The following is a 15,073-nucleotide window of genomic DNA, read 5'->3' on the forward strand; positions in this document are numbered from 1 at the left end:
CGAAGCGTTAAATTAAGACAGAGCCGCGGCAGAGGCTGAGGGAGGTGTCGCTTGCGCCTGGTCCAGGGTGGACGGACGCGCTTGCGCTTGATCCTGAAAGTCACGCGGCACCACTGCGATCACAGTGAGGACGCATAATGATGAAGAGTGAGCTGACGGCAAGCACAGCCATGGCCCTGGGCGAACGCGAAACGGGTGCAACCACCCGAACCGCGACTACCATGGCTACGCGTCTGCGCGAGGCGGCAGACAAAGGGCTTTATAATCCTTCTCGCGAACACGACGCCTGCGGCGTCGGCTTCATTGCGCATCTCAAAGGCCAGAAGTCGCACAAGGTCGTGCAGGATGGCCTGAACATTCTTGAAAACCTGACCCACCGCGGCGCGGTTGGCGCTGACCCGCTGATGGGCGACGGCGCCGGCATGCTGGTGCAGATCCCGCATGCCTTCTTTGCTGCCGAACTGGCCGCGCAGGGCGTGACCCTGCCCGAGCCGGGCAAGTATGGCGTCGGTTTCCTGTTCATGCCGCAGGATGCGGCCCTTCGCGCCAAGTGCGAGGAAATCGTCACCCGCGTCGTCGCTGCAGAGGGCCAGCAGGTCATCGGCTGGCGCGACGTGCCGGTCGACAACTCGTCGCTGTCCAAGGCGCCCGACATTGCCGCGACCGAACCGGTTTCGCGCCAGGTGTTCATTGCTGCCGCTGCCGGCACCGACCAGACGACCTTCGAGCGTCGCCTCTTCGTGCTGCGCAAGGTGATCTCGAACACCGTGCGCGCAGAAAGCGACGCGGTGAAACACGGCTTCTATGTGGTCTCCATGTCGAGCCGCACCGTCGTCTACAAGGGCATGTTCCTGGCCTACCAGCTGGGTGCCTATTACAAGGACCTGAAGGACGAGCGTTTCACCTCGGCCCTGGCCCTCGTGCACCAGCGGTTCTCGACCAACACGTTCCCGTCCTGGGATCTGGCGCATCCGTACCGCATGGTCGCGCACAACGGCGAGATCAACACGCTGCGCGGCAACGTCAACTGGATGGCGGCCCGTCAGGCGTCGGTTTCCTCGCCGCAGTTCGGCGACGACATCACCAAGCTGTGGCCGATTTCCTATGAAGGCCAGTCGGACACGGCCTGCTTCGACAACGCGCTCGAGTTCCTCGTCATGGGCGGCTATTCGCTGGCCCACGCCGCGATGATGCTGATCCCGGAAGCCTGGGCCGGCAACCCGCTGATGGATGAGAACCGCCGCGCGTTCTACGCCTATCACGCTGCGATCATGGAGCCGTGGGACGGCCCGGCCGCCGTGGCCTTCACCGACGGACGCCAGATCGGCGCGACGCTGGACCGCAACGGCCTGCGTCCGGCCCGCTACATCGTCACCGACGACGACTATGTGATCATGTCGTCGGAAGTCGGCGTGCTGCCGATCCCGGACGAGAAGATCGTCAGGAAGTGGCGCCTGCAGCCGGGCAAGATGCTGCTCATCGACCTGGAAGAAGGCCGCATCGTCTCGGACGACGAGATCAAGCGCCAGCTGTCCACGGCGAACCCGTACAAGGACTGGCTGCACCGGTCGCAGATCGTGCTGGAAGACATGCCGGGCGTGCGTGAGCGCGCCCCTGTGGCCGGCGAGAGCCTGCTCGACCGCCAGCAGGCCTTTGGCTACACCCAGGAAGACATCAAGCTCCTGATGCAGCCGATGGCGACAATCGGCCAGGAAGCCGTGGGCTCCATGGGCACGGATACCCCGATTTCCGCGCTCTCGGACAAGTCGAAGCTGCTCTACACCTACTTCAAGCAGAACTTCGCCCAGGTGACGAACCCGCCGATCGACCCGATCCGCGAGGAACTGGTGATGAGCCTTGTCTCGTTCATCGGTCCGCGTCCGAACCTGTTTGACCTGAAGGGCCTGTCGCACCGCAAGCGTCTGGAAGTCCGCCAGCCGATCCTCACCAACGAGGACCTGGAAAAGATCCGCCGCATTGGCGACATCGCCGACAATCATTTCTCGGCCAAGACGCTCGACATGACCTACATCGCCACCAAGGGCGCTGCAGGCATGGAAGATGCGCTGGAAGAGCTGTGCCAGCGCGCTGAAAAGGCCGTGCGGGACGGATACAACATCATCATCCTGTCCGACCGGATGATCAGCCGTGCCCGCATCGCGATTCCTGCGCTGCTGGCCACTGCCGCCGTGCACCATCACCTGATCCGCAAGGGCCTGCGCACCTCCGTGGGCCTGGTCGTGGAGACCGGCGAGGCGCGCGAGATCCATCATTTCTGCGTGCTCGCCGGCTATGGCGCCGAGGCGATCAACCCGTATCTCGCCTTCGAGACCCTGCTCTCGATGCACCACGAGATGGACTTCCCCGAGGAAGTCGACGCCGATGAAGTGGTTCACCGCTACATCAAGTCGATCGACAAGGGCATTCTCAAGGTGATGTCCAAGATGGGCATCTCGACCTACCAGTCCTATTGCGGCGCGCAGATCTTCGACGCGATCGGCCTGTCTTCGGCCTTTGTCGAGAAGTTCTTCTTCGGCACCGCCACGACCATCGAAGGCATCGGCCTGAAGGAAGTGGCGGAAGAAACGGTGATGCGTCACCGCGAAGCGTTTGAGGACGTGGCCATTCTCCGCCGCTCGCTCGAGGTCGGCGGTGAGTATGCCTACCGCATCCGTGGCGAGAGCCACATGTGGACGCCGGATTCCATCGCGACGCTGCAGCACGCCGTGCGCGGCAACCTGCCGGACAAGTACCGGGAGTTTGCCGAGATGGCGAACCGGGAGACCGGCCGCTTCTCGATCCGTGGCATGTTCCGCATCAAGGACGCGGCAGAACTCGGCCGCAAGCCGATCCCGCTCGACGAGGTGGAATCGGCCGAGAAGCTGGTGCGCCGCTTCGTGACGGGTGCCATGTCCTTCGGCTCGATCAGCCGCGAGGCGCACACGTCGCTGGCCATCGCCATGAACCAGATCGGCGGCAAGTCGAACACCGGTGAAGGCGGTGAGGAAGCCGAGCGCTTCAACCCGCTGCCGGACGGCTCGATGAACCCGCAGCGGTCCGCGATCAAGCAGGTCGCCTCTGGCCGTTTCGGTGTCACCACCGAGTATCTGGTCAATGCCGACATGCTGCAGATCAAGGTGGCGCAGGGTGCCAAGCCCGGCGAAGGCGGCCAGCTGCCCGGCCACAAGGTGGATGCGGTCATCGCCAAGGTGCGTCATTCCACACCAGGTGTGGGCCTGATCTCGCCCCCGCCGCACCATGACATCTACTCGATCGAAGATCTGGCGCAGCTGATCTACGACCTGAAGAACGTGAACCCGGAAGCCGACATCTCCGTCAAGCTGGTGTCGGAAGTGGGCGTGGGCACGGTGGCCGCCGGCGTCGCCAAGGCACGTGCCGACCACATCACGGTCTCCGGTTATGACGGTGGCACCGGCGCTTCGCCGCTGACCTCGATCAAGCATGCCGGCAGCCCCTGGGAAATCGGCCTGGCCGAAACCCAGCAGACGCTGGTGCTGAACGGCCTGCGCTCCCGCGTGGCGCTGCAGGTTGACGGCGGCCTGAAGACCGGCCGTGACGTGCTGATCGGCGCCCTGCTGGGTGCTGACGAGTTCGGCTTTGCCACCGCGCCGCTGATCGCGGCGGGCTGCCTGATGATGCGCAAGTGCCACCTGAACACCTGCCCGGTTGGCATTGCCACCCAGGATCCGGTGCTGCGCAAGCGCTTCAAGGGCACGCCGGAGCATGTGATCAACTACTTCTTCTTCGTCGCCGAAGAACTGCGCGAACTGATGGCCTCGCTTGGCGTTGCCAAGCTGGACGAAATCATCGGCCGCGCCGACTTCCTCGACAAGGACAGTGCGATTGACCACTGGAAGGCACGCGGGCTCGACTTCGGCCGCATCTTCTACCAGCCGGAAGCCGCACCTGAAGACACCCGCTGGACCATGCGCCAGGAGCATCCGATCGTCGACATCCTCGACCGCCGCCTGATCGCTGCCGCCAAGCCGGCGCTGGACGACAAGGCGCCGACCATCGTGGAAGAGACGATCTGCTCGGTCGACCGTTCGGCCGGCGCGATGCTCTCCGGCGAGGTTGCCAAGCGCTATGGCCACAAGGGCCTGCCGGCCGACACGCTGAAGATCAACCTGAAGGGCACTGCCGGTCAGGCCTTCGGCGCTTTCCTCGCACGCGGCATCAAGCTGACCCTGACGGGCGACGCCAACGACTATGTCGGCAAGGGCCTGTCGGGCGGCAAGATCATCGTGCGGCCGTCGGACAAGTCGAAGATCCCGGCGGAAGAGGCGATCATCGTCGGCAACACCGTGCTCTATGGTGCGACCGAGGGTGAGTGCTACTTCCGCGGCGTGGCCGGCGAGCGGTTCGCCGTGCGCAACTCGGGCGCCGTGGCGGTTGTCGAGGGCGTGGGTGACCACGGCTGCGAATACATGACCGGCGGCATTGTCGTGGTCATCGGCCAGACCGGACGCAACTTCGCGGCCGGCATGTCGGGCGGCATCGCCTATGTGCTGGACGAGGACGGCTCGTTCCCCTCGCGCTGCAATCTGGCCATGGTCGACATCGAGCCAGTCAGCGAGGAGGATGACCTCCTGGAGAAGCTGCATCACCACGGCGGCGACCTGGAGCACAAGGGACGCGTGGACGTGACCGGCGACATGACCCGGCACGACGACGAGCGCCTGCGCCAGCTGTTGTCGAACCACGTGGCCTACACCGGTTCGGCCAAGGCCAAGGCAATCCTCGACGCCTGGGACGTGTACCGTCCGAAGTTCGTCAAGGTGATGCCGGTCGAGTACCGCCGCGCGCTGCGTGAGATGGAAGAGAAACGGCTGGGCATGGTGGCGGCCGAGTAAGCCGCCCCTCCCCCGCCCCTCCGGCAAGCCGGCGGGGCGGGTGCCAACGCCAAGCCGCCGCCTCCCGTTGATGGTCGAGGCGGCCCGTCACAGACAGGATTTTTCAAGGAGGTTACCTTGGGCAAGGTTACCGGATTTCTCGAGATCGACCGGCAGGACCAGAAGTATCAGCCGGCTTCCGACCGCATTCGCCACTTCCGCGAGTTCACGCTGCCGCTGAACGAAGGGGACGTGGAACGCCAGGCCGCGCGCTGCATGGACTGTGGCATTCCCTATTGCCATGGCCCCACCGGCTGCCCGGTGCACAACCAGATTCCGGACTGGAACGACCTGGTCTACCAGGGCGACTGGGAACTGGCCGTGCGCAACCTGCATTCGACCAACAACTTCCCGGAATTCACCGGCCGCGTCTGCCCCGCCCCGTGCGAGGAAGCCTGCACGCTGAACCTGGAAGACATGCCGGTCAACATCAAGACCATCGAGCAGGCGCTGGCCGACAAGGGCTGGGCCGAAGGCTGGATCGTTCCTGAACCCTCCGCCACCAAGACCGGCCAGACCGTCGCCATCATCGGCTCGGGTCCGGCGGGCATGGCCGCAGCACAGCAGCTGGCCCGCGCCGGCCACACGGTGCATGTCTACGAGCGCGAGCCGCGCGCCGGTGGCCTGCTGCGTTACGGCATCCCGGACTTCAAGATGGAGAAGCGGCACATCGACCGCCGCGTCACCCAGATGGAGGCCGAAGGCGTCACCTTCCACTATGGCGTCAATGTCGGCGTCACCGTGACCATGGAAGAGCTGTCCGAGCGCCATGATGCGGTGCTGCTGGCCGCTGGCGCCGAGCGTCCGCGCGATCCGGGCATCGGCAGCATGGACCTTGAGGGCGTGCACTGGGCGATGGACTACCTGGTGCAGCAGAACCGCCGCGTTGGCGGGGAAGACGTGTCGGGTGAAGCGCCGATCTGGGCCGGTGGCAAGCATGTCGTCGTCATTGGCGGCGGCGACACGGCTTCGGACTGCGTCGGCACCGCCTTCCGCCAGGGCGCCCTGTCGGTGACCCAGCTCGACATCCGCCCGATCCCGCCGCTGCGCGAGGACAAGCTGACCGTCTGGCCCTACTGGCCGACCAAGTTCCGCACCTCGTCGTCACAGGCCGAAGGCGCCGAGCGCGAGTTCGCAGCCGCAACGCTGGGCCTCGTGTCGGAAGAGGGCCGCGTCACCGGCGTCAAGTGCGCCCGCGTCGACGAGAAGCGCAAGCCGATCCCGGGCACGGAATTCATCCTGCGTGCCGACCTCGTGATGGCCGCCATCGGCTTTGCCGGCCCGCGTGCCGACACATTCATCGCGGAAGCCGGCGACAAGCTGGCGCTGGACCCGCGCGGCAACGTCAAGGCCAACACCGAGGACTACAAGACCAGCATCGACAACGTCTTTGCCGCTGGTGACGTGCGCCGGGGCCAGTCGCTGGTGGTCTGGGCAATCCGCGAAGGCCGCCAGGCCGCCCGCGCCATCGACGAGTACCTGACCGGCTCCAGCCTGCTGCCGCGTTGAGGCGCTGCGACAGTGAAATCATGAGGGCGGCCATTGGCCGCCCTTTTTTGTCGCTCACCGAAGGCGCAGTTTCGAAACGGGTCACGCCGGGCGAGCATCGCGAAAGCCGGGGGTGACACTGCTGGATCAGCGCGTTTCCAGCCGGGTGTCGTCGACGCGGCCGGGGACGGAGGGAGGCGCTTCGCCAAGGATGAAGAAGCGTTGTGCGGCCTGGACCGAGACCGGGGGTTCGGGGGCGAACTCATCGATCACCTCGGGTCCTCCCGCAAGCGCATCGGCAGCTGGAACCGCCCGACCCGTCAGGACGATAAAGTCCGGGTCATCGGCAACGCCCTCAAAGGCCTGGCTACCATATCCACCGAGAACACGACCGAGTTCCCGCTCGACGAAGAAGGCGACCTTCCGGTAGCCGGCCCAGGTGAAGCCGATTCCGTCATTGGCACGCAGGCGGCGGCGCTGGCCCGCAACATCCGGACCGAAAACCGCATAAGCCTCGTTGTCGTCCAGAAAAACCGACCAGATGTCCACATAGGTCGAGCGCGCAGCCTCGGCCGTCAGCTTCAGGACCTCATTGACGACCTGAAAGCCCTGGTTGAGGTCAGCGGCTTCGACGGGCGGCAAGCTTACCACCAGGAACGGCTTGCGTTCCCGGCGCACCACCTGGATCACCGCCCCGAGCCGCTGCCGGTAAGTCTCGCGCCAGGCTGGCGTACCGAACGCTGAACCGGCAATGCCCGCCTCCCCGCTGGTCGGCTCGACCGGAGCAGAGCCGACCTCGACATCGCTGGACCCCAGCATCATCACCACGGCACGGACATTGCCTCCGGCGATCCGGGCAGCGACCTTGTCTGCCCAGGCAACGGGAGGCGTGCCGAGTAATCCTGCCTTGGGTTCGACCAGCCTCTCGACGCGGACCGATGGCTTCTGCGCGAGGATAAAGGCCATTCCCTCGGCCAGGCCTTCTGCCATGCCGTCGCCGACAATGAGGATAATGCCAGCATCATCGTCCTTGGGGGCGGCCGTGAAAGCCGGAGGCCCGCTGGGCTGGCGCGCCGGGCGGACAGCGGCGGGAGGCTTCTCCTTCACCGGCCGCTCACGCTCGGTCACCCCAAAGAGCCGCAGCAGGGGACCGAAGGGATTGAACCCGTCAGCAGAAGGTGGCGGCGTGATCGGCCCGTTCTGGGCGAAAGCCGATGTGCCCCAAGGTCCGCCCGAAAGGGCGAGCCCGAGGCACAGCAAGATCATCGTCAAGAAACCCAGGCTGCGCGGCACGGCGGTAGCCTCCATCTGTGCAAGCCGCACTATAGGCCGAAGCGCGCCGCGCCGAAAGGCTCAGCCGCCACGCTGCATCTGGGCCAGCAGGGTCACCGAGGCGTAGCCGTCCGGGATCATGCCACGCGACTTCTGGAACGCACGGATCGCCTTGCGGGTCGCCGGGCCGGCCAGTCCGTCCGGATTGCCGACACTGAACCCCTTGCGGTTAAGCGCCGCCTGGAGCTGCATCGTCTGTTCCTTGTTGAGCGGCAGCTGGTCCCGCTTCCAGTCGCCGACCAACGCGTCACCGCCCCGGATCCGGTCAGCCAGATGACCAACGGCCAACGCATAGGCGGTGGCGTTATTGTACCGCTTGATGACGAAGAAATTGCGCAGCATCAGAAAGCCCGGTCCAGCCGCACCGGCCGGCAACACCAGCACCGCCTTGTCGTCGGGACGTGGAAAGTCCCTGCCATTGGCACGAACCACACCAAGACGGGTCCATTCGGCCATGGTCTTGGTGGTGCTGTCATCGGCAAGAGAATAGTCAAAGCCGCGCGGCAGACGGATCTCATAGCCCCAGGTCTTGCCGGTCTGCCAGCCATGCTCCTTGAGATAGTTGGCCGTAGAGGCAAGAGCATCAGGAATGCTGGTCCAGATATCGCGCTTGCCATCGCCGTTGTAGTCGGCGGCATAGCGTTTCCAGCTGGTCGGCATGAACTGGGTGTGGCCCATCGCGCCCGCCCAGGAGCCGATCATCTGCTCATGGCGGACATGCCCGGCCTGCACGATGGCCAACGCGGTGATCAACTCACCCTTCCAGAAATCCTGTCGGCGCGGCGCGCCATAGGCAAGCGTTGCCAGCGCACGGATCACATTGTGCTTGCCCATGAAGCCGCCGTAATTCGTCTCCATGCCCCAGACAGCCAGAACGGCGGCCCGGTCGACACCATAGCGCGCCTCAATCTCCCGCAGGACGGCGCCATGCTCCTGCAGCATCCGCCGGCCAGTCTCGATCCGGCTTTCGGACACGGCGCTGCCGAGATAGTCCCAGACCGGCTTGACGAATTCGGACTGAGCCGACATCAGGCGGACTGTGTCGGGATCAGGCGTCATGTCGGTGAAGACGGCATTGTAGGTATCGGGCGAAATGCCGGCAGCCCGCGCTTCCGGCCACATGTTGCGAATAAAGGCATCAAAGCGCGCATCCGCCTGCGCTGCCCCTGACCACACTGTCGCCGCCAGCGACAGAACCAGCGGCAGGGCCAGGGATAGGGCGCGGGCAGAAGCCACCCGCAAAGAGCGGCCACACGGCCGGGACAAGTCTTTTCCGGTCAAACCGATCTTCGTCATCAAGGCCTCCTCAAGCCTGGAATGCCCCCGCACTCATATTGAACCATCCAGATAGCCCGCATGTGTCTCACCGACGAATGCGGACGCCGGCCTGGATCCGGCTTTCGTTGTAATTCGCACCGGCCTGACTGCTGTCAAAGGCCCGGAAGGTATAGTTGCCTGTCAGGGCAACATTGCGGGTGACAGCATATGTGAGCCCCGCCAGCGCGCTGGTCGTGCGCTCTTCGATGTTGACGCCCTCATAGCGCCGGATCTGATAGCCAACACCGGTTTGACCGACAAACCGGTCAGAGAAGGCATGGGCAATGCGCAAGTCGCCCGAATACAGGATCGAGCCCGCTGCTGTTGGCAAGTAGGACGGGGCAAAGGTGGTTCCAACGCCCGCCGTCACGGTCGTCAGGCGCGAAGGTGACCAGACCAGCGAGGCATCGACAACCAGCCCGGACAGATCGTCAAGACGGTTGGTGTCGAGCTTCTCCACCCGCCAGCCGGCTCCGATCTCGCCCGCCAGCTTCGGCCCAGCCGCGATGGTCGTGCCGGCGCGAAGCTGGTAACCGGTGGCGTCGCGTTTCACGCAGGCGGCATTGCAGGTGCTGTCAAAGGCCCGGCGCAGCACGGTTGCCTCGACAAAGGGCTGCAAGGTCGCCCCTGTCAGGGCATCTGCGCGTACCGTTGCAGACAGCAGCGTGTTGTTTCGATTGTTGGCATCGGCCGTCGTTTCCAGCGTATAGGCGGTGCGCTCGATATCGCCGCGCAAGGTGAGGCCGACAAGACCGGCGGCATGCGTTACCCTCAAGGATCCGGTGATACCGTAGACATCACCCTCGCCAGAGGGGTTTTCCGCCGTTGACTGGGTCTCGCGCGAATAGGTTACACTGGCACTGGTGTTGACCTCGGTCGTGTCGCTGAGATCAAGGCGCAGTGCAGTCGATCCGGTCAGCGAGGGTTCTGTTTGCAACTTGCTGCCCGGGAAGGCAGCATAGCTGCCGCGCAGCGACAGCGACAGTTCGTGGCGTGACCAGTTCGAGGTCGCCGACAGGTCGGGTGCGATGGTGTAGAGCGAGTTGCCACGTCCGGAAGAAGAGCCGGCCGCATTGGTCGACCAGCCACCGCTGACGGTCAGCTGCGGGATGATGGTGAAGGTGCCGATACGCAGTCCAGTTGCGGCATCGTAGGTGGTGTCGCCGGCGAAAACGTCATTGGCCAGAGCTCCGCCGCTGCCGCCCAGAGCCGGGGTCCGGCGCACGGCAGAGAGCCTGTCGGCAAACGGACGGACACTGTCCTGCCGCCCGCCGCTGACAAGACCGGATGAGCCTCGCTCGGCCGTGGCGCTGAGACGACCGTTCGGCTGTGTGCCGATGGAGCCTGTGGTCTCCGGCGCTTCAGAGCCAAGCCTGCCCAGATCAGACGGCGTCCCGGATGCCGACAGGCTATCAAGGGAGCCGTTGTCATCACTCGCAGAACCTCGGAGGCCAGCCCCATCCGCTTGCTGCGCCACAGCCGGCACAACGCCAGCCACGGCAAGCAGGAACAGGACGGACATTCTGCGAAACATGCGGGCACCCGGACAGGAATGAATACAAATAACCCTCACATGGTGACCGAACATGGTTAATAGGCAGTTGCCAAGCATGGTTCAGGACACAGGGTGAGCCGCCCGCCTACGGAACACCGGAACGCTTCACGCCCACATCCCTTAGCCGGTTGGTGCGGCCCCTTGCCTGAAGCCTTCCGCTGGCTTAGACAACCTGGGATCAGGCGGGGGCCGGGCCAAAGAAGACCCAACGGGACAGGACAGATGCACAGTGCACATCTTCCGGCGCAGGACGCCGGACTGGCGGGCGATGCAGAGGCAAGCCTTGCGTCCGCAGACCGCACCATTGAGACCGAGATTGCCGCCCTCACCGCCCTGCGCGCTGCGCTGCGCAACGGGCTTGGTGCGCCCTTTGCCCGAACCATCGCCCTGATGCGCGGCATTCGCGGCCGCGCGATCATCACCGGCATCGGCAAGAGCGGTCACATCGGCACCAAGATGGCGGCCTCGCTCGCCTCCACCGGCACGCCGGCGTTCTTTGTCCATGCCAGCGAAGCCAGTCATGGCGACCTCGGCATGATCACGTCCGATGACGTGGTCGTGGCGCTGTCCTGGTCCGGCGAGACGACGGAACTGGCCAGCATCATTGGCTACACCCGCCGTTTCCGCGTTCCGCTGATAGCGATCACCTCGTCCGAGACCAGCGCCCTTGGCAAGGCAGCCGACATCGTCCTCGCCCTGCCCAAGGTGACGGAAGCCTGCCCGCATGGCCTCGCTCCGACGTCCTCGACCCTGTTGCAGCTGGCAATCGGCGACGCGCTGGCCGTAGCGCTGCTTGAGGCCCGCGGCTTCACCGCACAGGACTTCCGGGTGTTTCATCCGGGCGGCAAGCTGGGCGCCAGCCTGCGCCTTGCCCGGGACATCATGCATTCCGGCGCCAGCGTTCCGCTGATCAGCCTGGGCGCCCCGATGCGCGATGCCATCGTGCTGATGACGCAGAAGGGGTTCGGCGTGGTCGGTGTCACCGATCCGGATGGAAAGCTGGTCGGCATCGTCACGGACGGTGACTTGCGCCGGCACATCTCGACGAATTTCCTCGACAAGTCCGTCGACGAAATCATGACGCGCAAGCCGAAGTCCATTTCCGGCGACTTGCTGTCAGCGGCGGCGCTCGAGTTCATCAACGCGGCCCAGATCACGTCTGTCTTCGTCGTCGACAATGACTGCCCGATCGGCATCATTCACCTGCACGACCTGTTGCGCATTGGCGCAGCGTGATTTGCAGATTGCAAGGCCTACACATATTCGTGCTTTGTGCATTAGCGATTGATTAGCCAAACGCTGCCTACACTCCGGCCCAAAGGTTGGGGGCAGATCGCCCCGGTACAGTCGGGTCGCGTGGATGGATCTTGGTACACTTCTCGGGATCGTGGGATCCTTTGTGGTTGTCGCGGTGGCGATCCTGCTGGGCGGCAGTTTCAGTCAGTTCGTCGACATTCCGTCGATCCTGATCGTGTTCGGCGGTGGGTTCGCGGCAACCTTGATCCGCTTTCCGCTGGCCGGCATTGGCGGAGCGTTCGTGGTGGGCGGCAAGGTTGCCTTCACCAGCAAGAACATCAAGCCGCGCGACCTGATCGAGGAAATCAGCAACCTTGCAGAGATCGTCCGCAAGTCCGGGCCACTCGGGCTGGAGAATGTCGACGTCTCCGATCCGTCGCTGGCCAAGGGCGTGCAGTATATCGCCGATGGCTATGAACTGGACTTCATTCGCGAATCCATGGAGCGCGAACGGGACCTGACCCTGTCGCGCCTGTCGGAAGGCAAGCGCGTGTTCAAGGCCCTCGGCGACAGCGCCCCGGCCTTCGGCATGATCGGAACGCTGGTCGGTCTGGTGCAGATGCTTGCCAATATGGATGACCCGTCAGCCATCGGCCCCGCCATGGCCATCGCGCTGTTGACGACGCTTTACGGCGCGCTGGTTTCCAACATCTTGTGCCTTCCCGTTGTCGACAAACTGGATTCCAAATTCGATGTCGAGGAACTCAACCAGACCCTGATCATCGACGGCATTACCCAGATCCGCGAGAACAAGTCGCCCGCGTTGATCAAGGAAATGCTGATTGCCTATCTGCCCGAGAAGGCACGCGCCGGCCTGATGGACGCGGCGTAACCCGAACGGCAAGCAAGGAGGCCCGGACATGGCCCGAAAGAAACCGGCAGGCGGCGGCGCACCCGAATGGCTTGTGACCTTCGCCGACCTGATGTCGCTGCTGGTGTGCTTTTTCGTGCTCATCATCTCCTTCTCCATCCAGGACAAGCAGAAGATGCAGATCGTTGCCGGCTCGATGAAGGACGCCTTCGGCGTGAAGGAGACTTCCAAGCGTGACGGCGTCATCGAGATCCAGGGCACGCCGGTGCGCGACTACATGAAAAGCATCAGCCAGGCACCGCAGGAGATGGACTCAGACTTCGCCTCCGAGCCGCATGAACAGAAAAGCAAACAAGGCCCGGAAGCCAACACCCATGACACGGTGGAAGCGGACATCGAGCGCTCGCGCCAGTTTGCGACAGCTGCCGCCTCCCTGCGCCAGGCCCTGCAGGAAATGCCGGAAATCACCGAAATCTCGCAAAATATCATCTTCGAGGAAACCGAAGACGGACTCAACATCATGATCGTCGACCAGGACGGCCGGGCCATGTTCCGCGAAGGGTCGAAATACCCTTACGAGACCACGCGCCGCCTGCTGACGCGGCTGGCTCCGGTCCTGTCCGAGATGCCGAACCGGATCGAAATCACGGGGCACACCACCACCGGCAGTTCAGCCGTGGATCCATCCTACACCGGGTGGGAACTGTCCAGTGACCGCGCCAATGTGACACGGCAGATCCTGACCGAATATGGCGTGCCGCAGGACCAGATCTTCTCCGTGGTGGGCAAGTCGGACAGCGAGCCGCTGTTTCCGAATGACCCGTTCCTGGCCGCCAACCGCCGCATCGCCATCCTGCTGATGGCCGAGGCGCCGCCGCTGCCGCTCGGACATAATCCGTAAGGATCAGGCCGGCGTCACAACAAGCTGGGCGCCTTCGACCCGCACAACCTTTACACGGGTGCCTGCGGCAAGATCGGGCCCGGTAACGCGCCAGACGGTATCGTCCACCGACAGTCGGCCGCTGCTTTCTACCAGCGGTTCGGCCAGGACGAATTCGCGGCCGATGTACCGGCTGCCGCGCATGTTCAGGTGCGGATCGCCAACGCTGGCCTCGCCCTTGCGCAACAGGCGCCGGCCAACGACAAGATTGAGCAGCGCCAGGAAAATGAACAGGCCAAGCGCCACCTGCCAGGACAGATCGACGATCAGCGCTAGCGTGCCGACCAGAAACGCGGCAATGCCGAACCAAAGGAAGAAGGTGCCAGGCAGCACCACTTCCAGAGCAATCAGGCCAAGCCCCAGGAGCCACCAGTTCCAGGGGCCCAGTTCAAACAGGATGCGCTCGAACAGACCCATCAGTTACCCTTCGCTGGACGGCGTGACCGACGGCACGCGCGGGGTTGCGCCAGTCCCTGCCGACTTGTCCGTATCCCGGTTGAAAACCTCGCGGGCGATCTCGCCAATGCCCGTGAGCGAGCCGAGCAGGGCGGTCGCTTCCATCGGCAGGATCAAGGTCTTCTGGTTGCGTGAGGTGGCCAGTTCCTTGAAGGCCTCGATGTATTTCGTCGCGACGAAATAGTTGATCGCCTGCATGTCGCCGGAGGAAATCGCCTCGCTGACCATCCTGGTGGCCTTGGCTTCGGCCTCCGCCTCGCGCTCGCGGGCTTCTGCATCCCGGAAGGCAGATTCGCGCCGACCTTCGGCCTGCAGGATCAGCGCCTGTTTCTCGCCCTCGGCCTTGAGGATCTCCGACTGGCGCTTGCCCTCGGCCTCGAGGATGGAAGCGCGCTTGTCGCGCTCGGCCTTCATCTGGCGCGCCATGGAGTCCACCAGATCGCGCGGCGGATTGATGTCCTTAATCTCGATGCGGGTAATCTTGACGCCCCACGGCTCGGCCGCCGCATCCACCACGCGCAGGAGGCGGATGTTGATCTCGTCGCGGTTGGACAGGAGTTCATCCAGATCCATCGAGCCCATAACCGACCGGATGTTGGTCATGGTCAGGTTGAGAATGGCGTTCTCGAGCCCGTCGACTTCATAAGCTGCCCGAGCGGCGTCGAGCACCTGGTAGAACGTAATGCCGTCAGCAGTGACGGTGGCGTTGTCGCGGGTGATCACCTCCTGCGAGGGCACGTCCAGCACCTGTTCCATCATGACCAGCTTGCGGCCGATCTTGTCGATGACCGGAACGATGATGTTCAGGCCGGGCGACAGCGTGCGGCGATAACGGCCGAAACGCTCGACAGTGAGGTTGTAACCCTGTGGCACTGTCTTCACGCCGGCGAAGATCAGCAGTACGACCACGAGGAAAAGGACGATCAGGACAATGTCAAAACCAGCAATCTGCGGCATACCGGGCT

At 64.2% G+C, this 15,073-nt stretch carries 10 protein-coding genes; 5 read left to right on the forward strand and 5 right to left on the reverse strand.

Features of this window, described 5'->3' with window-relative positions:
- Positions 1–221 precede the first annotated feature (221 nt).
- Together gltB and C8348_RS01515 are read left to right on the forward strand one after the other, a co-directional pair.
- A complete protein-coding gene (gene gltB, locus C8348_RS01510) occupies positions 222–4,874 on the forward strand; it encodes a glutamate synthase large subunit (RefSeq protein ID WP_244293922.1) in 4,653 nt (1,550 codons plus the stop codon).
- Positions 4,875–4,991: 117 nt separating this feature from the next.
- A complete protein-coding gene (locus C8348_RS01515; RefSeq protein WP_106751489.1) occupies positions 4,992–6,422 on the forward strand; it encodes a glutamate synthase subunit beta in 1,431 nt (476 codons plus the stop codon).
- A 126-nt stretch (positions 6,423–6,548) separates the two neighbouring features.
- Here the strand turns inward: C8348_RS01515 and C8348_RS01520 are convergent, their stop codons facing one another.
- The 3 genes from C8348_RS01520 to C8348_RS01530 all read right to left on the reverse strand — a co-directional run bounded on the left by C8348_RS01520 (position 6,549) and on the right by C8348_RS01530 (position 10,584).
- Positions 6,549–7,667 carry an SGNH/GDSL hydrolase family protein gene (locus C8348_RS01520; RefSeq protein ID WP_106751657.1) on the reverse strand — a complete coding sequence of 373 codons (1,119 nt, stop codon included), beginning with the start codon at positions 7,665–7,667 and terminating at the stop codon, positions 6,549–6,551.
- 87 nt (positions 7,668–7,754) lie between these two features.
- Positions 7,755–9,029: a lytic murein transglycosylase gene (locus C8348_RS01525; protein WP_106751490.1), complete on the reverse strand. Its 1,275-nt coding sequence runs from the start codon at positions 9,027–9,029 to the stop codon at positions 7,755–7,757.
- 67 nt (positions 9,030–9,096) lie between these two features.
- Positions 9,097–10,584 carry an outer membrane beta-barrel protein gene (locus C8348_RS01530; protein WP_106751491.1) on the reverse strand — a complete coding sequence of 496 codons (1,488 nt, stop codon included), beginning with the start codon at positions 10,582–10,584 and terminating at the stop codon, positions 9,097–9,099.
- A 243-nt stretch (positions 10,585–10,827) separates the two neighbouring features.
- Here C8348_RS01530 and C8348_RS01535 point away from each other — a divergent pair, with 243 nt between their 5' ends.
- From C8348_RS01535 to C8348_RS01545, 3 genes are all read left to right on the forward strand, one after another.
- Entirely contained in the window at positions 10,828–11,841 is a 1,014-nt protein-coding gene (locus tag C8348_RS01535) for a KpsF/GutQ family sugar-phosphate isomerase (protein ID WP_106751492.1), read from the forward strand.
- 124 nt (positions 11,842–11,965) lie between these two features.
- Positions 11,966–12,733 carry a MotA/TolQ/ExbB proton channel family protein gene (locus C8348_RS01540; protein WP_106751493.1) on the forward strand — a complete coding sequence of 256 codons (768 nt, stop codon included), beginning with the start codon at positions 11,966–11,968 and terminating at the stop codon, positions 12,731–12,733.
- Between the two features lie 28 nt (positions 12,734–12,761).
- On the forward strand, positions 12,762–13,613 hold the full coding sequence (locus C8348_RS01545) for an OmpA/MotB family protein (protein WP_106751494.1): 852 nt from the start codon (positions 12,762–12,764) through the stop codon (positions 13,611–13,613).
- A 3-nt stretch (positions 13,614–13,616) separates the two neighbouring features.
- On the opposite strand, the gene C8348_RS01550 is transcribed toward C8348_RS01545, so the two are convergent.
- A complete protein-coding gene (locus tag C8348_RS01550; RefSeq protein WP_106751495.1) occupies positions 13,617–14,069 on the reverse strand; it encodes an NfeD family protein in 453 nt (150 codons plus the stop codon).
- Between the two features lie 3 nt (positions 14,070–14,072).
- Positions 14,073–15,056 (reverse strand): SPFH domain-containing protein, encoded by a 984-nt coding sequence (locus C8348_RS01555; protein WP_208983475.1) that lies wholly within the window; start codon positions 15,054–15,056, stop codon positions 14,073–14,075.
- Positions 15,057–15,073: the final 17 nt, after the last annotated feature.

Origin of the sequence: Pannonibacter carbonis, from assembly GCF_003012935.1 — a bacterium.
Classification (GTDB): Bacteria; Pseudomonadota; Alphaproteobacteria; order Rhizobiales; family Stappiaceae; genus Pannonibacter; species Pannonibacter carbonis.